General features: G+C 52.6%; 12 protein-coding genes. 8 read left to right on the forward strand and 4 right to left on the reverse strand.

Annotated features, from left to right (window positions below; genetic code table 11):
- The first annotated feature begins 244 nt into the window (after nt 1-244).
- On the forward strand, nt 245-2,617 hold the full coding sequence (locus ACP9M6_RS01125; RefSeq protein ID WP_427452688.1) for an LPS-assembly protein LptD: 2,373 nt from the start codon (nt 245-247) through the stop codon (nt 2,615-2,617).
- Here ACP9M6_RS01125 and ACP9M6_RS01130 read toward each other — a convergent pair.
- A complete protein-coding gene (locus ACP9M6_RS01130; protein WP_427452690.1) occupies nt 2,614-3,411 on the reverse strand; it encodes a ferredoxin--NADP reductase in 798 nt (265 codons plus the stop codon). The two genes, ACP9M6_RS01125 and ACP9M6_RS01130, sit on opposite strands and share 4 nt — an antisense overlap.
- A gap of 202 nt (nt 3,412-3,613) precedes the next feature.
- On the opposite strand from ACP9M6_RS01130, the gene ACP9M6_RS01135 reads away from it, so the two are divergent.
- The 5 genes from ACP9M6_RS01135 to ACP9M6_RS01155 all read left to right on the forward strand — a co-directional run bounded on the left by ACP9M6_RS01135 (nt 3,614) and on the right by ACP9M6_RS01155 (nt 12,075).
- The gene (locus ACP9M6_RS01135; protein WP_427452691.1) at nt 3,614-4,861 is read left to right on the forward strand and encodes a methylmalonyl-CoA mutase family protein; all 1,248 of its coding nucleotides are present in this window, start codon (nt 3,614-3,616) and stop codon (nt 4,859-4,861) included.
- Nucleotides 4,858-6,996, forward strand: coding sequence for a methylmalonyl-CoA mutase (gene scpA, locus ACP9M6_RS01140; RefSeq protein WP_427452693.1), 2,139 nt, complete (start codon nt 4,858-4,860; stop codon nt 6,994-6,996). The genes ACP9M6_RS01135 and scpA overlap by 4 nt, the downstream gene beginning before the upstream one ends.
- 87 nt (nt 6,997-7,083) lie before the next feature.
- The gene (locus ACP9M6_RS01145) at nt 7,084-9,348 is read left to right on the forward strand and encodes a GmrSD restriction endonuclease domain-containing protein (RefSeq protein ID WP_427452695.1); all 2,265 of its coding nucleotides are present in this window, start codon (nt 7,084-7,086) and stop codon (nt 9,346-9,348) included.
- A 73-nt stretch (nt 9,349-9,421) separates the two neighbouring features.
- A complete protein-coding gene (locus ACP9M6_RS01150; protein ID WP_427452697.1) occupies nt 9,422-11,065 on the forward strand; it encodes an MFS transporter in 1,644 nt (547 codons plus the stop codon).
- Nucleotides 11,065-12,075, forward strand: coding sequence for a LacI family DNA-binding transcriptional regulator (locus ACP9M6_RS01155; protein WP_427452699.1), 1,011 nt, complete (start codon nt 11,065-11,067; stop codon nt 12,073-12,075). Before ACP9M6_RS01150 ends, ACP9M6_RS01155 begins: the two co-directional genes overlap by 1 nt.
- Here ACP9M6_RS01155 and ACP9M6_RS01160 read toward each other — a convergent pair.
- Nucleotides 12,072-13,703, reverse strand: a complete 1,632-nt coding sequence (locus tag ACP9M6_RS01160; protein ID WP_427454735.1) for an alpha-amylase family glycosyl hydrolase — start codon at nt 13,701-13,703, stop codon at nt 12,072-12,074. The genes ACP9M6_RS01155 and ACP9M6_RS01160 overlap by 4 nt on opposite strands.
- 22 nt (nt 13,704-13,725) lie before the next feature.
- Nucleotides 13,726-15,741 (reverse strand): alpha-amylase family glycosyl hydrolase, encoded by a 2,016-nt coding sequence (locus tag ACP9M6_RS01165; RefSeq protein ID WP_427452701.1) that lies wholly within the window; start codon nt 15,739-15,741, stop codon nt 13,726-13,728.
- A gap of 331 nt (nt 15,742-16,072) precedes the next feature.
- Here ACP9M6_RS01165 and ACP9M6_RS01170 point away from each other — a divergent pair, with 331 nt between their 5' ends.
- Entirely contained in the window at nt 16,073-18,850 is a 2,778-nt protein-coding gene (locus ACP9M6_RS01170) for a TonB-dependent receptor (RefSeq protein ID WP_427452703.1), read from the forward strand.
- Between the two features lie 114 nt (nt 18,851-18,964).
- On the forward strand, nt 18,965-20,470 hold the full coding sequence (locus ACP9M6_RS01175) for a tryptophan halogenase family protein (protein ID WP_427452705.1): 1,506 nt from the start codon (nt 18,965-18,967) through the stop codon (nt 20,468-20,470).
- Here ACP9M6_RS01175 and ACP9M6_RS01180 read toward each other — a convergent pair.
- Nucleotides 20,463-21,959, reverse strand: coding sequence for a tryptophan halogenase family protein (locus tag ACP9M6_RS01180; RefSeq protein ID WP_427452707.1), 1,497 nt, complete (start codon nt 21,957-21,959; stop codon nt 20,463-20,465). The genes ACP9M6_RS01175 and ACP9M6_RS01180 overlap by 8 nt on opposite strands.
- Nucleotides 21,960-22,033 lie beyond the last annotated feature (74 nt).

Below are 22,033 nucleotides of genomic sequence, written 5' to 3' on the forward strand. Positions count from 1 at the left end.
CATCCTATAGACTGCGAAACATTACAACTGTGAGTCCTAAATGCAGATTAAGGGCCAAACGGAACAGAAGCTGTTATTGTTCACATCTGTTTCAAGAATTAAGCGCAAATGGCCGATATTTAATCGCTCCACACCCTAAAATCAGGGCAAATTTCATAGACCCCTGCTTATCGCTTCGCTAAGGCGTTGACGGATCGACTCTGAAAGATGTGGGTCAGCGTATAATCGATTGAGGATCTCAGACTTGGCCAAAAGAACTGGAACATTATTATGTTTGGCCACATTTCTGGGCAGTTCTGTTCTGGTGGCCACACCTGCCCAGGCACAAATCGGCCAATTAACGCAGTCAGATAGCGACCTAAAACTCGCGGCGGATAGCCCCTTCCGGGACCCCGATATCATCTATCTGGAAGCGGATACGCTCGACAATGACGAGGCAACGGGAATTTTAACCGCCTCAGGCGAAGTCGAAGGCCGATATCAGGACCGAACCCTACGCGCGGATCGCGTCGTCTATAATCTTGAGACCGGTCAAATAATAGCCTCCGGCAATGTCGTTCTCATCCAATCTGACGGCAGTTCACAATATGCGGATAAACTCGAAATCTCCAATGAGCTGGAAACCGGAACCGCCACTGATTTCGTCGCGCGCCTGCCCGATGGCGGCGTCACAGCCGCAAGATTTGTTGCCCGCGGTGCGAACGGCGAGGTCGAGCTCTATAACGCCTATTACACAGCTTGCGAAGTCTGTGAGGAAAACCCAAAACCGTCTTGGCGGATCAAAGCCAGACAGGTCACGCAGGATAAAAATTCAAGAAGTGTGCAATATCGGGACGCTACGATTGAGATGTTCGGCATCCCCGTTTTCTACACGCCTTACCTGGCTCACCCCGACCCCAGTGCGGAACGGGCCAGTGGCCTGCTCATGCCCTTTGCTGGCTACTCTCAATCCAGGGGGTTTAACACACAAACACCCTATTATTGGGCGATTGATGATTATACCGAGGCCACGATCACGCCGCGCATTTACAGCAAGGTCAATCCATTGCTGGAATATCAATTTGCCCGCCAGTTTAACTCGGGCCGTGTGGAGATTGACGGCAGTTTCACCTATGGCAGTATTTTCGACAGAAACGGAAATGCCTTTGAGGATCCGAACCTTTTCAGAAATCCAGACAGAGCCCCCGTCGGCAAACGATTGCGCAGTCACATTTTTGCAAAAGGGCTTTTTGCGCCAACTGATTTCTGGACTTATGGATTTGGTGTCCAATTGACGACAGACGACAATTATTTACGCCGTTACGGATTATCCGCACAACGTCAAACGCAAGGACTCTATGAAGGCGAGTCACAGCGAAATACGACTCAGGCTTTCTTGATCGGTCAAAATGACTCGACCCGCCTGACAGTCTCAACAGTTGGGTTTCAGGGTTTGAGGGATCGTATTCTTGACGATGGAGACGGCACGTTCACAGTTGCGCGTATCAATGACCGAACGCTTCCCATCCTCGCCCCGCGCATCGAGCTACAGCATTATATGACTGATCCAGTTATTGGCGGGCGGTTGAAAGCCGATGGAAACCTGACCGTTTTGACGCGGAATGAAGGCTCAAATTATACGCGGGGCACATTTGGTCTCGACTATTTAAAGACATTCATTGCCCCGGGCGGTATTGAGGTTAAACCCTTCGCCAATGCGCGCATCGACACATTTGACCTGGAACCTGAGGAAGGTGAATCTGAGACATTAGACCGCGCACTCGGGCAAGTCGGCGTCGACATACGCTATCCTTTCATCAATAGCTCAGGTCCAATTGATTGGACTCTTGAACCCCGTATACAAGTGACGCAAAGTTTTGGCGATGCCAAGCTGGACCGTTTTAGACGCGAAGACGGGACAGCCATATTTGATTTCACAGAGGATGCAGGAAATGTAGATTTGGACCAGACCCTGCTCTGGCAGTCCAATAAAGCATCAGGATTTGATTTCTGGCAAAAAGGTCTTCGCGCCGATATTGGCGGCAGTGTGACCGCCGATTGGGGGCGAAAAAGCTATGCCAGCATCTTTGTGGGACAATCCTTTTCACTCGAATCAGACGGTCTCGCCGTTGAGGGCATTGCCGGTGAGGATGGTGGATATTTGATTGGATCTGGTCTGGAGGGAGATCAATCTGATATTGTCGGAGAACTCCAATTCGGGCTGGGCGATCTCATCAGCTCGCGGACCCGCGCAAGATATAATGAGGACACGAAGGAGCTCACACGGATCGACTCATCCTTAGGCTTTAGAACAAAATGGATCAGCGGTGGTGCACGCTATTTCAGATTAAACAGCGCCAGCCGTCAATTTTTAGATAATCCCAACGCGCCGCCAGAGGAATTAACAGGTCGCCTACAATTCAGACTTACCGATAGAATCAGCGCGAGTTACCGCATCACACGCGATTTGGATGAAGATATCACACGTCGCCAAAGCTTCGGCCTTGGCTATCGTGATGACTGTCTCTTACTGGAAGTTCTATATACTGATCAGAACTTCAATAATGATGCCCTGCAAAATAATGCCAATATCGGCGTCAGAGTTTCGCTCCTCACACTGGGCGGGTTTGGCGGTTAGCCGACGAAGCTTTTCTCGACAACGAATTCTGCGGGCTGACTGTTCGAGCCTTCGGTGAGGCCGAAGCCCTCGACGAGCTTCGCCGTATCGTCGATCATATCTTTTGACCCACAAATCATCACGCGGTCTGTGTCTTTATTCAGCGGCTCGGTTCCCGCAACCTCAAACAATTTTCCGGTTTCAAGTAATGTCGTGATACGACCTTTCAGGGGATGATCTTCGCGCGTGAGGGACGTGATTAATTTCAATTTCGGGCTGCCATCCTCATTAACGACCATCTCGCCCACGAGCGGGTCGTTGATGAGATCATCGACAAGGCGTTGCGAGTATTCAAGCTCTCCGGCTTCACGACACGTATGTGTCACGATGACTTCATCATAACGCTCATAGGTTTCCGGATCGCGGACAAGTGAGGCGAAGGGCGCAAAGCCCGTACCGGTGGAGAACATCCAAAGGCGTTTCCCGGGCAGGAGCGCGTCCAAGACGAGTGTGCCAACGGGTTTCTTGCCCAGCAAAACAGTGTCGCCATCTTTGATCGCTTGCAGACGCGATGTCAGCGGGCCGTCTTCAACTTTGATCGAGTAGAACTCCAATTTGTCATCCCAAGCTGGAGACGCGATGGAATAGGCGCGCATGATGGGGCGTTTCTGCTCTTCCGTTTTCGGCAGTCCAATCATGATGAACTCACCTGTGCGGAAACGGAAACTGGGCGGACGCGTAATGGAGAAGGAGAAAAGGCGGTCGGTGAAATGCTCGACGCTCAGGACTTTTTCCTCGGTAGGGGCGTTGGACATGGTGTGGGAATTCCGTCTGCAATTATAGAAGTCGCGCGCCCCATAAACGCAGGCACGCCGTTTTACAATATTCTATATAGGAAACTTATCGTTCTTTATAAAGAACGGCACGCGAATATTTTCGCTGAAATTTTCACAATCGCGTCAACAGCTTTGCAGTGTTACAAGTTGAACCCCCGCCCCATCACGGTAAACACACACCATGTCAGACCTGAACCTCGCCAATGATTTCCCGCCTTCCACGGATGAAGCCTGGCAAGCCCTCGTCGAAAAGGGTTTGCGCGGCTCCGATTTCGCGACGTTGATCAAATCCACGGAAGACGGACTGCCGCGCGGCCCCCTCATGACGGCGGACGATCTGCCGGAGGGTTTGGCGGCTCTCGGACGCACGGATATGCCGCTGCTAGAAGGTCGGGCCTGGCATATCGCAGCGCCGGTCCGCGATCCCGATCTCGCCCGTGCCAACCGGCAATTGCTCGAAGATCTCAAAGGCGGCGCGAGTGCGGTTCGGATAGAAGCTGGCGCGACACTCAAAGATCGCAATGACCTGAAACGTCTGCTGGAAGGCGTTTATACGGACCTCGTACCCCTCCAATTTGCCCCGAATTCGGAAAATGCAGCGCGGTTCGCCATGGCCCTCTCTATCAAGGATTTGCAAACGGCGCATCTGCAAATCGGCCTCGGCCCGCTCGAGGATGCGAACACAGTTCAGGCGGTGCTTTCGGATTGTCCCGAAAACTGGCGATTGATGAGCCTCGCGCCGTCCGACGTGCATGAGGCCGGCGGAACGGAGGTTCAGGCACTCTCCGTCATGGCAGCCTCTCTTGCGGAATCCATGCGTCGCCACGGTGTGGACGCCATGTGTCGGCATCTTTCCATCGACCTCTCTACAGACCGCGACGCACATCTCACAATCACAAAATTCCGCGCGGCGCGGCGTTTGATCTTGCGCATTGCGGAAGCTTTTGGCGGCGATGGATCGAACATTCCCCTACACGCGGTGACCTCGGGGCGGATGATGCAGAGGACAGATGCGTGGACCAATCTCCTCCGGATTATGAGCGCAGGATTTGGCGCAGTCATTGGCGGTGCGGATGTCATCACGATCCGCCCCTTCACGGACGGTCTCGGCAAGGCGACGCCGTTTGCACATCGCATCGCCCGCAATATGCAATTGCTGATGATGGAGGAAAGCCATCTTGGACAGGTCACTGATGCTGCCTATGGCAGTTATTGGCATGAGCATATGACGGACGCGCTGGCGCAGGCCGCGTGGGCGAAATTCCAAGATATTGAACGCATTGGCGGTGTGGAAACCTATCTCAATAGCGACACATATAGTTCCGATCTTGCGACAGCGCAGGGGGATCGGGACGCGCGGGCCGAACCCATTCTCGGCGTCACGCTGCACTCTGCAGAGGGTGTGAAAGTACCGGAGGTACGGGCATGACCTATCCCGATTTCACTAAACTCGACCTCGGCTCGGCAACAACCGCTCCACGCTCTGGCGCCGCTTGGACTTCTCCTGAAGGCATCGACATCGCCGCAAATTACACCGCGGCGGACACCTCCACCCTGCCTTTTACAGACACCCATCCCGGTTTCGCGCCCTACCTCCGTGGTCCCTATCCCACCATGTATGTGCAGCGCCCTTGGACCGTCCGCCAATATGCGGGGTTCTCGACGGCGGAAGACTCCAACGCTTTCTACCGCCGCAATCTCGCGGCGGGTCAGAAAGGTCTTTCCGTCGCTTTCGATCTCGCAACCCATCGCGGTTATGACTCAGACCATCCGCGTGTCCCTGGCGATGTCGGGATGGCGGGTGTCGCGATTGATTCTATTTACGATATGCGGGTCCTGTTCGATCAGATCCCGCTGGATAAAATGTCTGTGTCCATGACGATGAACGGCGCAGTCCTGCCCGTCCTCGCACTCTATATAGCCGCCGCAGAGGAACAGGGCGTGAAACAGGAACAGCTAGCCGGGACTATTCAGAATGACATCCTGAAAGAATTCATGGTGCGCAATACCTACATCTATCCGCCGAAACCGAGCCTGCGCATTATCGAGGATATTTTCAAACATACCTCCACCCATATGCCGAAATTCAATTCCATTTCGATCTCCGGCTATCACATGCAGGAAGCGGGGGCGTCGGCGGATATTGAGCTGGGCTACACACTGGCCGACGGGTTGGAATATGTCCGCACGGGTCTCGCGGCGGGGATGAATATTGACCGTTTCGCGCCGAGGCTCAGCTTTTTCTGGGCGGTCGGGATGAATTATTTTATGGAAGTGGCGAAGCTCCGCGCGGCACGACTTCTTTGGGCGCAACTGATCGGCGCGTTTGATCCGCAGAACCCGAAATCCAATATGTTGCGCACCCATTGCCAGACTTCCGGCTGGTCTCTGACCGCGCAGGATGTTTTCAACAATGTGGGCCGCACCCACATTGAGGCCATGGCCGCCGTGGATGGTGGGACGCAGTCGCTGCACACAAATTCGCTCGACGAAGCCCTTGCCCTGCCCACGGATTTCTCGGCGCGGATTGCGCGGAACACGCAAATTTTCCTACAAACAGAAGGCGGTCACACGAAGCAGATCGACCCCTGGGCAGGCAGCTATTACGTCGAAAAATTGACCCATGATCTTGCCGCGAAAGCGCTTGGCCATATTCGCGAAGTCGAAGCGCTGGGCGGGATGGCCGCCGCGATTGAAGCGGGTATTCCGAAACTTCGCATTGAAGAATCCGCCGCCCGGATTCAGGCCCGGATCGATAGCGGCGCGCAGACGGTGGTAGGCGTGAACAAATATCTCTCAGACGAGACTGACGACATTCCAATCCTGAAGGTCGATAATGACACAGTGCGGCAGGGACAGATCGCGCGGCTCAACCAACTCCGCGCTGACCGCGATACGCAGGCGACGATGGAGGCGCTGGACGCGCTCACGAAATCCGCGGATACAGGCCAAGGCAACCTCCTCGAACTCGCGGTGGATGCGGCGCGGAAAAAAGCGACGGTTGGCGAGATTTCAGATGCGCTGGAGAAAGTCTATGGCCGTTTCACGGCCAAACCCGCCGGCGTGCGCGGCGTCTATTCCGGTGCCTTTGATGAAAATAATCCGGCCTTTAAAACCGCCAAATCCCGCATCGACGCCTTCACGGAACTGGAAGGCCGCAAGCCCAAAATCCTGATCGCGAAAATGGGACAGGACGGCCATGATCGCGGCCAGAAAGTCGTTGCGACGGCCTTTTCCGATATCGGGTTTGACGTCGTGATCGGGCCTCTGTTCCAGACACCGGAAGAAGCAGCAGAACTGGGCATCACGTCCGATGTCGATGTCATCGCGGCCAGCTCCCTGGCTGCGGGCCACCTCTCCCTCGTCCCGTCCTTGCGGGATGCTCTAAAAGCCAGCGGTCGCGAAGACATCCTGATCATCGTCGGCGGCGTCATCCCGCCCGAAGATGTCGAGACCTTAAAAGAGATGGGTGCAAAAGCCGTCTTCCCGCCAGGGACAAATATTCCCGAAGCTGTTCTGGAAGTTCTCGATGTTGTGAATATGCGGTTGAGCCAAGGCGCTTAAATCTAGAGGTTCTTATTTACGCAATAGAAAATTGCTTTAAACAAATATGCGACCAGAGGTCATCCACTAAATTTGGGGAAAATATATATGGCTTCACTCTATAAAGATGTCCGCATCGAATTATCTAATATCGTGTCAGATATTAAAAGCGGTGTGATTGCCCTGCCGGAAATTCAACGGCCTTTTGTTTGGCCGGGATATAAATCACGCGACCTGCTGGACTCAATGTATCGCGGATATCCGATTGGCACGCTGATGTTCTGGGAAACAGATCAAACGGAACGCGCCAAAAAAATCGGGGACGGAACAGGTAAACGCACAACAAAATATTTGATTGTAGATGGACAACAGCGTCTTACCTCACTCTATGCAATCCTGACAGGGGAGAACGTTTTAGATAAGCAGTTTAAATCGCGGCCCATTAAAATTGCGTTCAATCCCGCCCGTGAAGAATTTGAAGTCTCTAACGCCGCCAATCAGCGTAGCGCGGAATGGATACCAAATGTCACGGAACTCTGGACAGAAGAATATTATGAATATCGCGACTCGTTCTTTAAAAGACTAAAAATAGCTAGAGGCGGAGATCTCGGCAATGCACGCGGGAATATTGAACGTGCGATAGAACGCGTGCGCAATTTAAGAAATTTCGAGTTCCAAGTCGTAGAACTCATGTCGCATGCGAAAGACGAAGAAGTTGCGAATATTTTTGTCCGTATCAATTCAAAAGGAACGCCGCTTAAGCAATCTGACTTTGTTATGACACTCATGTCTGTCAATGCGGAAGAGTCGCGTGTAAAACTTGAGGCTTTTTGCAAGTCGGCTGTCAAGCCGACTTCCGGAAAACCCAGCCCGGCAAATGCACTCATAGATCCCAAACCTGAACAGTTACTTCGAGTGGCGGTCGCGCTGGCATTTAATCTGGGACGAATGTCCGCCGTCTATCGTCTTTTACTGGGTAAAACAGTTGGAGATCTGGAAACAGATAGTCATGACAGGCAAGTACAGTTTGAAAAATTGGAAACAACTTTAGATCATGTCTTGAATCTAACCCATTGGCATGAATTTTTAAAATGCCTAAACCTCGCAGGTTTTCGAAATGCGTCCATGATCTCATCCGGGAACACCGTGATGTTGACCTATGTCGCTTGGCTCATTGGAAAGCTTAAACATGGCTTGGATTATTCCAAACTTCGAAAAATAATTGCGCGCTGGTTTTTCATGGTCAGCACAACGAGTCGCTATACATCCAGCACAGAGTCCACATTAGATGCTGACCTGCGGGCATTTGCCAGTGAGGGGACATCGGCTGAAGCGTTTGAAAAGCTCTTGGAGTCTATCATAGAAGATAGTTTCACACAGGATTTCTGGTCCATTTCATTTCCCAACCTCCTCGATTCCTCGTCCGGCAAATCTCCGGCCATGTCGGCCTATGCCGCCGCACTAGTTGTGGAAGACGCGCCAGCCCTGCTCTCAAATATTCGGATGCGGGACTTACTAGACCCCGGTACGCAGACGGTGCGATCTGTCGAGCGTCATCACCTTTTCCCAGTCGCTTTTCTAAAGTCACAGGGCGTCAGCGATAGATCAGAACGGAATGCGATTGCCAATATGGCCTATGTCGATTGGCCAGAAAACATGAAGGCCGGCGCGCATGCCCCGGAAGACTATTGGCCCAAAATGCTGGATGGGTTTTCCGAAGCCGAACTGACCCGCCATATGGGATATCATGCCCTGCCCCTCGGTTGGGAGACTATGGATTACGGATTGTTCAAATCCAAACGACGAAAGCTCATCGCCTCGGTTGTTCAAATTGCGTTTGATAAAATCGCCATTGATGAAACTCAGAAAAACGAGACCTTGTCCTTACGCGATTACATCAAGCGCGGTGAGAATAACCGTATAGAGTTTAAATCCAGTGCCAGATTTTGTTATCGTTCCAAAAAACAAGAGGCCTATATTGAATACGCCATTATTAAGACGGTTACAGGATTTGCAAATGCTGAGGGTGGCATTCTCGTCATAGGTGTTGATGACGATGGTGAGGTTTTAGGCCTTGAAAATGACTATGCAACGCTCTCGAAAAAACAAGACCAGGACGGGCATGAATTATTTCTGCGACAATTATTTGAAAATCACCTCTCGCAGACCTCCGCTGGATTTATACACATCAACTATGAAAAAATAGAAGGGAAAGACCTCTGCCGCATTACAGTCAGACCTTCACCTGCACCCATTTTCTGCAAGCCTAAATCGGGTGGAAATCCAACCTGTTTTTATGTTCGCATGGGCAACCAAACCCGTGAGTTGCAAGGCCCCGATTTGATGAATTACCGCGAAACACATTGGGGATAGTTTCCCTCGACAATCGCACACCCCCCATGTAATAAAATGAAAAAATTGCAGAAATTTGCAAAAGGGGATTATCATGGACGTGACGGCACAGACAGGCGCAATAGGCGCGCGCGAAAAATTACAAAAGCCGATGATGAGCCTGTTGTCCATCATCACTATGGCGGTTGGGTTTTTTGGATTACAGATCGGATTTGCGTTGCAGAACGGGAATGCGTCGCGAATTTTTCAATCGCTTGGTGCTGATGTCGATAATCTTCCCGTACTGTGGCTGGCGGCTCCTCTGACGGGCCTCGTCATTCAACCGATTGTCGGGTATTTTTCGGACCGGACATGGGGGCGTTTCGGCCGGCGTAGACCTTACTTTCTGGCGGGTGCAGTTCTTGCGACGCTAGCGCTCATTTTCATGCCGACCTCTCCCGTCCTCTGGCTGGCGGTAGGATCGCTGTGGATATTGGATGCGGCGCTCAATATTTCGATGGAGCCGTTTCGGGCCTTTGTCGGCGACAACCTCAATTCCGAACAAAAGACTGTGGGTTACGCCGCGCAAGGTGTGATGATCGGCATTGGTGGATTTGTTGGCTCAAACCTGCCCGCCTGGCTCTCCCCCGGCGAAGCCGTTGCGACGAGCGAAGGCATTCCGGAACATGTGAAACTCGCCTTTTTTATTGGGGCGGGCCTCTTGCTGCTCTCGGTTCTCATCACAGTGTTTTTCTCGAAAGAATATAGTTCGGAAGAATTAGCTTCTTTTGAGGAGAATGAGGACACGAACCTCGCAGCAGCCCGTCGCGCAGAATTGGAAAAGCCGGATGCTGCGCCGTCCACCTTCTGGAAACTGGCGATTGTTTTTGGCCTTGCGACGCTCGGCTCTCTGATCTTCATGGTGACATCCAGCACTTTGGCGGAAGCCGACTATTTAAATGCCAAACGGTCCTTTTCGATTTTCATCGGCTTGATGGCCGTCGCAACGGTCCTCTTCGGCCTCAATGCCCTGATGGGCGCGAGACGCGGACATATGATTGGCGATGTCTTGGCCGATCTTGTCGCCATGCCGACCGTCATGAAGCGCTTGGCGGCGGTCCAATTCACGTCGTGGTTCGCCTTTTTCATCATGTGGATATACACTGTGCCCGCCATTGCCGCGTCGAAATTCGGGACGGAAGATGCGGGCTCTGCCGCCTATGACGCCGCCGCAAATTCCGTTTACGGCATGTTCGGGGTCTATAACCTCATCCCGATTGGATATGCTGTAATGCTTCCATTGATGGGGCGTATATTTGGATTAAAGCCGACATATGGATTCGGCCTATTATGTGGTGGCTTGGGACTAGCGCTCATGGCGCTCCTGCCGATTGGGCAATTTATGGGCGATGGATTGGCTGAGATCAGTTTCGGTGAAATTGGTTTCGCGCCATTCGCTATATTTGGGACGAAATTCACGATCAGTGCTATCCTGATCGGCATTGCCTGGACCTCGGTTCTCGTCCTCCCCTATTCCATTCTCGCCGAAGCGCTGCCTGCTGAAAAAATGGGCATTTATATGGGCATATTCAACTTCTTTATCGTCCTGCCGCAAATCATTGTTGCCACGGTCATGGCGCTTGTGGTCAAAGCGTTACTGGGAGGAGAGGTTGCAAACGCGCTCATCCTCGGCGGTGTCGTCATGGCACTGGGAGCGATCCTGCTCATGTTTGTGCCTTATAAGGATATCAAAGCCTAATGGTTAAATCCGTCCGCCTTGAAGATCTTGCGACGAGTGCGGGCGTGTCCATCGCGACCGTCTCGCGGGCTTTAAATGACAGCCCCGCCGTCAATGAACAGACCAAGCGGCGCATCTGGAAACTCGCGCGGGAGCAGGGGTACGGCTTTCGCCCAAACATGCCCTCCGCGCTGGACCGCGCGGTGGCGACGATTTCTATCGTCATACCACGACCACAGGGGCGGGAGGGATGGTTGCAGGACCCGTTTTTTCTTGAGCTTCTTGGCGGGATTGGCGAAGCCGCGCGGGAGATTAAATGTGACTTCCTCGTCAGTCACGCCATACCGCAGAGCTATGATGACCTCTCAAAATTAATTGCAACGAACCGAAGTGATGGCGTCATTTTTCTGGGCCAGAGTTTCCTCCATGATCGTCTGAACAGACTGGCCGAGCACGAAAACCGTTTCATCGTCTGGGGCGGACAATTGCCGGGGCAGAGATACCCGTCTGTGGGCACGGACAATATTCGTGGCGGTCGGCGGGCGACGGCCCATCTCGCGCGATTGGGGCGCAAACGGATTGCGTTTTTCGGCGACACGGACGCACCGGAAATCGGGCAACGGTTTGACGGCTATAAACAGGCCTTGGAGCAAGCGGGTTTGGAATTTGACCCTGACCTCGTCTCCGCCGCGCATTTTGAAATTGAGAGCGCGGAAACGGCTGTCGACGCGTTGCTGTCCCAAGGCGTGAAATTCGACGCGATCTTTGGTAGTTCCGATACGATTGCGCTGGGCGCGATACGCGGGCTGATGAATCGCGGGATGAGCGTACCTGATGACGTGGCGGTCATTGGTTATGATGATATCCAGCTCGCGCGCTATTCCCGTCCGGGCCTGACGACTATTCGTCAGGATTTGAGTCGTGCCGGACGGTTAATGGTCAGCAAGCTAATTAATTCCGCGGGCGGCGGCGAGATGACATCTGAACGATTACCGACCGATGTCATTGTGCGAGAAAGCTGCGGTGCTTAGAGCGCGGCGATGAAACCGCTATAGGCCGGTAATTGTCCGTCTTTGGAGTGTTCTCCGACTTGAATGAAAATCTCGCCAAATGGAATATTTAATTCCAAGGACTTATCCGTCAGATTGAAGATACATATTTTGGCTTCCGCGCCCTCGCGGCGGGTAAATGCCAATAGGTCCTTTGACGTCTTCAATATATCAATGCGGCCTTCGCGAAGGGCGCGGCATTGACGACGCAGAGCAATCGCCTCGCGGTAGAAATTCAGCACCGAATTCGGGTTCTCTTCCTGCGCACTCACGGCCAGATCGACATGGGGTTCCGTCATCGGCAACCACGGCTCGACTGTGGAGAAGCCTGCCAGATCATTCCCGTCATTGCGCCACGGCATCGGTGTGCGTGCGCCGTCACGGCCCAGCGTTTCCGGCCAGTTCACAATCGCTTCCGGATCAACGAGACGGTCATAGGGGACATCGGCTTGTGGCAGGCCCAGCTCTTCACCCTGATAGACAAAAACATTTCCGCGCAAGGACATCAGCAAGAGCGCAATGAGTTTCGCATAATGGTCGAGATCGCAATCCCCCGCCCAGCGCGAAATCGCGCGCGGCGCATCATGATTGGAAAAGGCCCAGCTCGGCCAGCCTTCGCCCGCCGTTTCATTCGGCCAGTCGGCCTGTGTGGACCGGATATTCTCGGCCGTGAGATTTTCGAGATAGAGGAAATCGAAATTATAGGCGGAGTTCAACCGCTCATCGCCTTGGGTGAAGGCTTTCATCTCCTCCAACGGGAACGGTCCGCCCACTTCCGCGACGGTGAAACATCCGTCCCGTTCATTGATGACGGCGGCAACGCGTTCGATAAAGCCGACAATGTCAGGATGGCTCATAGACCGGGTATGACGTTGGAAATCAAAGGGACGGGTCGGGGGACGTTTAAAGACCGTCTCGACCGGATTATCGCGCAATTCGGTGTCGTGCATACCAAAGTTCAGGGCGTCTAATCGGAACCCGTCAACGCCCCGATCCAACCAAAACCGCGTGACATCCAATATCGCATTTTGAACGTCCGGATGATGTAGATTCAGATCCGGCTGTTCAACGAGGAAGTTATGGAGATAATATTGTGCGCGCCGCGCATCCCATTGCCACGCGCCCATGCCGAAAACGGATTGCCAATTATTGGGCGGCGTGCCGTCAGGGTTCGCATCTGCCCAGACGTACCAATCCGCTTTGGGATTGTCGCGGGACTGACGTGATTCTTCGAACCATTTATGTTGGTCCGAGCTGTGAGAATAAATCTGATCAATGATGACTTTCAGACCCAGTCCATGGGCTTTCGCGATCAGCCTGTCAAAATCAGCGAGCGTGCCAAAGATTGGATCCACATCCGTGAAATCCGCAATGTCATAGCCGAAATCCGCCATGGGTGAGGTGAAGAAGGGCGAGAGCCAGACACCGTCCACGCCGAGGGAGGCTACATGGTCCAGGCGGTCAATAATGCCCGCCAAATCGCCGACACCGTCTCCATTGCTGTCCTGAAAACTGCGCGGGTAAATTTGATAGATAACCGCGCCCTTCCACCACACCGTTTCAGGACTGTCCTGCGAGACAGTTTCTGCTTCAACGACGGTTGATGTCATCCCTGTATCAGTCATCGAAACGCTATTCTCCGGCAGGGCGCAGGGCGGGTTTGTCACCCGTTAGCACAACAAGGGACAGAGCCGGCATAGAAACGGAGGCCGTGGCCACAGCCGGCACTTTTGCGCCGACATCGGGACCATAGGCGAGGTTCAATACCGTGGTCGCCGCATCAATCCGGATATTCGCGTCGCGCGCGACACTGTCCATGTTCGCAACGATTAGAACTTCGCGGTTTGTGTCGGGATCAAAGCGGGAAAAGGCGAAGAGCCCACCATCAATCTCGGCCAAACGTACTACCGTCTCACCGCGTGAGAGCGCAGGTAGCTCACGTCGCACGGCGGAGAGTGCGGAGATCGTCCGATAGAGCGGATGGTCCATATCGAAATTTGACTCTGCCGTCGTCGCATCCGTGCCGATAAGGTCATTGTCATTATAGGCCGCAACTTTTGACGGAAACATATTCTCCCGCGCGAGTTGGTCATTCGCATCAGAGACAAAACCCTGTTCCGAACCCGAATAGATCACGGGCACACCGCGTAATGTCAGAAGAAGCTCATGCCCCAACCGCGTGCGGGCAAAGAGCTCATCCTGCGAGATACCGGGCATCGCATTTTTAAGCAGGCCGGAGAAACGACCCATATCGTGATTTCCGACAAAGGTCGGCTGCGTCCGGCCTTTTTTCGTCGCATCGCCGTAGAGATCGTCGGCGCGTATGAAGGTATCCAAGCGCACGGCGGGTTGTTTGCCCGAGACAGTTTCAAACACGGCGGATTGCATCCCGAAATCGAGAACTTGGTCAAATCCATCGACCCGCGTGAAACGGGCCAATGCACCCGGGTCAGGATCATAGACTTCACCGAACATATAGAAATTCGGAATCCCTTCCGCCGCCGCATGCTCTTTCATCGCCGGCAAGAATTGCTGCCAAAATCCCGGATTCACATGCCGTGTCGTATCAATGCGGAAACCGTCCATGCGGTAATCCGTAATCCAGCCTTTGAAAATATCGATCATGCCATCCACGACTTCGGGATGTTCGGTGAAGAGATCATCCAACCCGACAAAATCACCATAGAGCGAATTCTCGCCCGCAAATGTCGTATTGCCGCGATTGTGGTAAAAGCGCGGATCATTGAGCCAGGCCGGAGTCTTCACATCTTCCTCGCCCGCCGGAATGAAGGGCGTGTAGGCGTAATCCTGCCGCGTCAGCTTTGCAAAATTCTCAGCCGTTTGGTGTACCGGTGCATCGCCGAGAAATCCTGCATTAATTGTCTCGCCGTCTATACCGCCACGTGTTGTGTAAGGATAATCCGCGACGGAGCGATAGGGACATCCGTCCGTCTGCTTGTCCGCGCCGTCATAGTCAGGATCATGACATTCGCGGAAATTAATGACGTCCGCCGTGTGGTTCGTGATGATATCGAGATAGACTTTCATCCCGCGCGCATGGGCTTCATCAACAAAGGTTTTGAGCTCCGCATTCGTGCCTAGATGCGGGTCCACGGACGTGAAATCAGTAATCCAATAACCGTGATAGCCAGAGCTTGCGCCCTCACCTTCGCCTTGGACGGGTTTATTCTTGTAGATCGGTCCGAGCCAGATGGCGCTCGCGCCGAGGTCTTTAATATAATCCAGACGCGAGGTCAGCCCGACAAGGTCCCCTCCATGGTAGAAACCTTTATGATCGGGCTTGAACCCATGCTGCAAATAATCGCCGCCAAAGCCGCCCGTATCATTGGACGGGTCGCCATTTTCAAAACGGTCCGGCAACATGAAATAGACAACATCATCTTCTGGCGGACGCGTAAGGTAATCGCCAAAGTCAGGTTTGCTCGCAGCGGAGACGGTGACATCCGGCGCGACAAAATCAGGATTGATCTTGGCGTCCAGCGCCGCAATCGGGTTTAGTGCCGCTTCCATCGCATTCGGCCCGCCTTCAGTCTGCGCTGTTTGCGCGGAGCATCCTGCCAGAAAGAGGGTCAGAGCTACGGCACTGCCAGATAATGATTGACGGATACGATTTTTATTATGGCGCATATCAGGCGTGTCTCCCTTATTATCCTATTTCCCTAAGACCAAAAATCACAGATGGAAAGCCTAATGTAAACTTTTGCATTAATTTTTGCATAGAATTTTATGTGAAATTGAATGTAAAAAAGTATAATATATATATTTTTCAGTTACTTATAATATGTCGCGTGACATTCTTGCAACATATCAGTGCAATTCTCTGTATAATTTTTAAATTTATTTGCAAAAACATTACAAAAAGTTTTATAAACACATCAATGGCCCCAATTCCGTCTGTGATTGAAGGGCTGAAAACAAAAACGCGATAAAACGCAAACCCCATTCGGGAAGGGAACCCATGTCATTTAAGTCATCCGCCAAACGGAATCTGCTTGCAGGATCAGCCGCAGCCGCTCTCATACTTTCACTCAGCCAAGCTGCCCTCGCGCAGGATGCGGACTTAGAAGACGAAGATATCGTCGTCTCAACAGGTATTCGCCAGTCCATTAAAGATAGCCTGGCTTTGAAAAAAGACAGCTCTTCCATCATCGAAGCCGTTACAGCCGAAGACATTGGTAAATTGCCTGATATTTCCATCGCCGACACATTGGCCCGTTTGCCGGGCGTCACGGCACAACGTGTCCGGGGCCGGGCGCAAGCCATCTCCATTCGCGGTTTCGGTCCGGATTTCTCGGTCGCACTTCTAAACGGTCGCGAACAGGTTTCCGCCGGTAATAACCGGGGTATCGAATTTGATCAGTTTCCGTCAGAGCTGATTGCCAAGGGTCTCGTTTATAAAACGCCTGATGCAGCGCTGGCCGCCATCGGTATTGCGGGTGCTGTTGATCTTCAAACGGTGAAGCCGCTGGATTACTCTGATCGCCAGTTCAACGTTTCAGGCAAATATGTCATCAATGATAATGGCGACTTGAACCCGGATTTCGGCGCTGACGGATATCGCCTCTTCGGATCTTATATTGACCAAAATGCGGATGGCACAATTGGTTGGTCCGTCGGTGTAACACATCAGTCCAATCCAACGCAGTTTTTCTCCCGTGAATTGAAGACAAACCAATTTCAGGTTGGCGCAACTGAAGACGGTGTGGTTTTCCCAACGGATAACCCGCGTTCCGGTGTTGTCTCACGTGATTTCGAACGCACATCTATTGCGGGTGCCTTGCAGTTTGAACCGACAGATCGTTTTGCGGCCACACTTGATGCCTATTATTCAGACTATGAGGATACGGGTATTTTCCGCGGTGTTGAAACACCCCTCGCCTCTTGGTCGGGTGCGGAAGTCGGTCAAGTCAATGGCTCCGGTCCTTTCGCAACATCCGCGACTTATAATAATGTCGGCCCAATCCTGAGAACGGATACAGAAGGTAATACGGCGGAAATCTTCGCGATTGGCCTGAACACAACTTATGACGTTTCAGATCGTTTCCGCGTCATGGGTGATCTGTCCTATTCCGAATTGGATCGTAACGATATTGATTATGAATCCTATGCCGGTACGGGCACAGGCATTATCGGATCCGGCAATGCGGATGTCTTGGATACGCTAACCTTCACCTTCCCTGAAGAAGGTGATTACACCATCAATGCGGGCCGTGATTACACAGATCCAAACACAGTCCTACTCGCCGATCCGGGCGGCTGGGGCCAAGTCGGCTTTATTAAAGAGCCTGAGATTGGGGATGAACTGACAGCCATCCGCCTCGAAGCTGAATATGATATCGAGCTGGATTGGGTTGAGTCCATTAGAGCTGGTGCCATCATCACGAACCGCGAAAAGTCCTTTAATTCGAATGAGGCTTTCTTGCGTGCGGGCACAGGGTTTAACGAGGACCGTGAAGCTCCAATTCCTGCGGATTCGATTGAGGGCGCGACAGATTCAGGTTCAATCGGTCTTGATATTCTGGCTTACGATCCCGCCAGCTTGATTGATAACGGAACCTATATTGTGGATCCGGCCAATTCCACTGCCTGGACCGTCGAAGAAGATATTGTGAAATATTTCGCGATGGCAAATGTCGGTTTCAATATCGGTGATATGCCCGTCACAGGTAATATTGGCGTCCAAGTTCAGGATGTTGAGCAAGAATCCACAGGTACGCTCGCTTTCCCAGAAGGCGCGCCTTCCCAAGAGCAGACGGTCACGGAGACTTACACAGAAGTTCTGCCAAGCCTGAACCTCTCTGTCGAAGTCGTCGATAATACATATGTTCGATTTGCGGCGGCTGAAACAATTTCGCGCCCGCGTTTGGATCAGTTGGCAGCCAACCAAGGATTTGGTTTCAACAATACTGTTTGTCCGGATGAAGACGGTGACGGCGTTCGTGAATATAACGCGGAAGCCTTCAATCCCGGCGCAGGTCAGGTTTGCCTCGGCTTTGGTGGCGGCAACCCCTTCCTGCGGCCTTATCAAGCGGAAAGCTATGATTTCGCCGTACAGCATTTCTTTAGTGATACGGGCGAGCTTTCTCTTGCCGTCTTCCACAAAGACTTATCGGATTATGTCATTGGTGGCTCGACTGTCGTGACATCTGAAGAGCAAGCGGTGAACATCCTCGGTCAGGCGTTTGTGAATGCAAACCCGACATCGGCTGTGACAACGGTCGGTGCACCAGGCAACTTCCAAAGCGGCGACGTGACAGGTTTTGAAGGCAATCTACGCTTCCCATTAGAAGCTCTCGTCGATAGCTTGGAAGGCTTTGGTATCAACGCCAATTACTCTTACACGAAGAGTGAAATTGAAGATGAGAACGGTCGCAGTATTCGTATTCCGGGCTATTCTGAAAATGTCGCATCCGGCGGCGTCTATTACGAAGCCAACGGTCTGCAAGCCCGTGTCAATGTGCGTTACCGCGACGGTTTCCTTTCGGAAGTCCAAGAATTTGACGGATCTTTGAACGGCGCGGAAGCGCTATCCGAGACACTTGTCGATGCGCAAATTGGATATGAATTCCAGAGCGGCGCTTTGGAAGGGTTCTCGGTCAATATCGAAGGCTATAACCTGACAGATGAGCCTTTCCGGACAGAGAACGACCTCGTTGATTTCCCCGGCGAGACTTTCGTCTCCCGCTACGAAACTTATGGCCGGACATTCAACTTCACGGTTGCCAAGAAGTTCTAAAGAATTCGATCACGATCCCGATCGACACCTTGCCCGCCGACCTTTTGGTCCGGCGGGCTTTTTTGTGTCCGATTGTCACGGGACATGAGCGGAATAATTAATTAGAAAGCCTTTATGATTGACCACGCGCCTATCAAAAAAGTTATCATTGTCGGCGGCGGGACCGCGGGTTGGATTGCGGCGGCGTCGTTGTCCAAACTACTCGGTGCCGTGGTCGATATAGAACTAATTGAATCCGATGCGATTGGCACGGTCGGCGTTGGCGAGGCGACGATTCCACAAATCCGCCGTTTAAATGGTGTACTTGGCATTGACGAGCGGGAATTTCTGCGCGCCACAAAGGCGACGTTTAAACTCGGGATCGAGTTCAATAATTGGGGTCGGAAGGGTGATAGCTATCTGCACACATTTGGCGATGCCGGGATCAATTTAACCAATCTGCACTTCCACCATTACTGGCTGCGCAGTGTTCTGTCCGGCACGGAGAGTTCGCTCTGGGATCACTCGCTTCATCACCGTGCCGCCTATGCCCATAAATTCGCGCACCTGGAACGCGTCGGAAAGACGTCCATGACAGGCCTGGCCTATGCCTATCATTTTGATGCGGGCGAATATGCGCTTTTCCTGCGCCGCTATGCCGAGAAAGCCGGCGTCACCCGGACGGAAGGTAAAGTCGAAACCGTGCAGCTCAATCCAGAAAACGGATATATTCAATCCGTTACACTGGAGAGTGGAAAGATCGTTAAGGGCGACCTTTTTATTGACTGTTCCGGATTTCGCGGGCTTCTGATTGGGGATGCCTTAAAGGTCCAATATGAGGATTGGTCGCACTATCTGCCCTGCAACCGCGCCGTCGCCATTCCCTGCGAAAGCACGACCCCATTGCTGCCCTATACAAAAGCCACGGCGCATGAGGCTGGATGGCAATGGCGAATTCCGTTGCAACACCGCACCGGCAATGGGCACGTCTATTGCGACGGATTCACTGATCAGGAGAGCGCCACACAAACCTTATTGGATAATCTGGACGGTGCGCCAACGGCCGACCCGAAACATCTGCGATTCACCACCGGACGGCGGAAAGAATTTTGGCATAAGAATTGTGTGTCTCTAGGGCTCGCCAGCGGATTCCTGGAACCCCTCGAATCCACCTCGATTCACCTGATTCAATCCAATGTCTCGCGTCTCATCCAACTCTTCCCGAACCGTGATTTCGCACAGGCTCAGATTGATGAATATAACCGCCTCATTGGGAAAGAATATGACACGGTGCGGGACTTCTTGATCCTGCATTACAAGCTGACCCAGCGGGATGATACAGAGTTCTGGCGTTACTGCCGCAATATGGAGGTACCGGACAGCCTCACGGCGAAGATGGACCTCTTTGCGCAGAACGGCACAATTTATCACGATCCCGAAGACCTGTTCCGCGAGAGCAGTTGGGTACAGGTTATGGTCGGGCAAAACCTGATGCCATCAGGCTATCATCCCATGGCGGACCGCTTGGATGAGAAGCAGCTTTCGGACTTTCTCGGCAGCGTGAAAACACTCATCGAGAAGAGTGTGACACCCCTGCCCGCGCATCAGGATTATGTCGCGGCGGCGGTGCGGCCTAGTTAATTAATTGCCGGATATAAGCCTCATGTTCCGGCATGGCGGCTGCACCTTCTCGTATCGCCGCATGAATCTGATCCAGACGCTGCGCCACGGGTACATCATCGCGTAATGTTGAGCCCGTCGGCGCACGTTTCGGAATAATGCCCTGCCCGATATAAACGGCGATCCAGCTTGGATTGTGAAACAACTCCCGTTCATCGGAAACGATCATGCCGTTCTCCCGGAACTGCGCGATTTTGTAAGCCAGACTGTCCGGAATTTCGATCTGCTGACAGTGCCGCCAGAACGGCGTGTCGTCGCGTTCTGTCGCGTGATAATGCAGGACGAGGAAATCTCGAATACGCTCATATTCCGCGCGGGTGAGTTTATTATATTCCTCCGCCAGGAGTGGCGACATATCCCGATCCGGCAACATCGCGACGAGGCGCATGACGGCATATTGGATAAGGTGGAGTGAGGTCGATTCCAGTGGTTCCATGAACCCCGCAGAGAGCCCAATCGCGACGCAGTTTTTATGCCAGAATTTCTTCCGCATACCCGTGGTGAATTTCAGGTGTTTCGGCGGTGCGGCAGGCTCCGCTTCCAAACTCTCAATCAATTCCGCTTCCGCGTCTTCCGGCGAAAGGAACTGATCGCAATAAACATAACCATTGCCAATCCGGTGTTGCAGCGGGATACGCCATTGCCAACCCGCCGTCTTCGACGTTGAAATTGTATAAGGCTTGATCGGGGTTTCATCCCGATGGCAGGGCGCGGCGACCGCGCGGTTGCAGGGCAACCAATGCGACCAAGCCTCATATCCTGTTTCCAGATATTTTTCGGTCAGCAATCCATAAAACCCCGTGCAGTCGATAAAGAGATCAGCAGAAATCTCCTGCCCATCATCCAGCTTGACGCTTTCGATATGACCATCAGTCGGACGAAGATTGGCGCCGGAAACTCTCCCTTCAATCCGTGTCACACCACGCGCTTCGGAATAGCGCCGCAGGAATTGCGCATAGAGTCCGGCGTCAAAGTGATAGGCGTAATCATGCCGCGACCGGATATTACGCGGGTCCCGCATTGGCGGCTCATAACGGCCCTCACGAGCGGCGATCCAAGCCAATGTAAACTCATCCAGTGACTTCACATTACCCGCCAAATGCTCGCGAATCCAATATTGATAGAAAGGCACGCTATCAAATTCTGCGCCGTAATTTCCGAAAGGATGGAAATAGCTTTCGCCCTTCACACGCCAATCTGCGAATTCAATCCCGAGTTTGAAACTGCCCTTGGTCTCGCGGATAAAAGTCGCTTCATCTATTCCGAGCCGCGCATTGAAATGGCGAATAGGCGGAATCGTGGCTTCACCCACCCCGACAGGCGCAATTGATTCCGACTCCACCAATGTAATTTTGCACCCGGACCCCACCGCATTCGCGAGCGCAGCGGCGCTCATCCAACCGGCGGAGCCGCCGCCAATAATCGCGATATGTTCTAGGCGCTTATTCATCTTCAACAGCAGACTTTCATAAATTTGCATTGGTATTCGTGCGAATATTGTAAATATTTGTATATTTTTTCATT

The sequence above is a fragment of the Litorimonas sp. WD9-15 genome, from assembly GCF_050271975.1.
In the GTDB taxonomy this organism is placed as follows: Bacteria; Pseudomonadota; Alphaproteobacteria; order Caulobacterales; family Maricaulaceae; genus Litorimonas.

Bases quoted from the DNA above. Each gene is read 5' to 3' on its own strand.
- ACP9M6_RS01130 (WP_427452690.1), bottom strand. From the start codon at position 3,411: ATGTCCAACGCCCCTACCGAGGAAAAAGTCCTGAGCGTCGAGCATTTC.
- ACP9M6_RS01155 (WP_427452699.1), top strand. From the start codon at position 11,065: ATGGTTAAATCCGTCCGCCTTGAAGATCTTGCGACGAGTGCGGGCGTG.
- ACP9M6_RS01170 (WP_427452703.1), top strand. From the start codon at position 16,073: ATGTCATTTAAGTCATCCGCCAAACGGAATCTGCTTGCAGGATCAGCC.
- ACP9M6_RS01180 (WP_427452707.1), bottom strand. From the start codon at position 21,959: ATGAATAAGCGCCTAGAACATATCGCGATTATTGGCGGCGGCTCCGCC.
- ACP9M6_RS01160 (WP_427454735.1), bottom strand. From the start codon at position 13,703: ATGACATCAACCGTCGTTGAAGCAGAAACTGTCTCGCAGGACAGTCCT.
- ACP9M6_RS01135 (WP_427452691.1), top strand. From the start codon at position 3,614: ATGTCAGACCTGAACCTCGCCAATGATTTCCCGCCTTCCACGGATGAA.
- ACP9M6_RS01175 (WP_427452705.1), top strand. From the start codon at position 18,965: ATGATTGACCACGCGCCTATCAAAAAAGTTATCATTGTCGGCGGCGGG.
- ACP9M6_RS01145 (WP_427452695.1), top strand. From the start codon at position 7,084: ATGGCTTCACTCTATAAAGATGTCCGCATCGAATTATCTAATATCGTG.
- ACP9M6_RS01165 (WP_427452701.1), bottom strand. From the start codon at position 15,741: ATGCGCCATAATAAAAATCGTATCCGTCAATCATTATCTGGCAGTGCC.
- ACP9M6_RS01150 (WP_427452697.1), top strand. From the start codon at position 9,422: ATGGACGTGACGGCACAGACAGGCGCAATAGGCGCGCGCGAAAAATTA.
- scpA (WP_427452693.1), top strand. From the start codon at position 4,858: ATGACCTATCCCGATTTCACTAAACTCGACCTCGGCTCGGCAACAACC.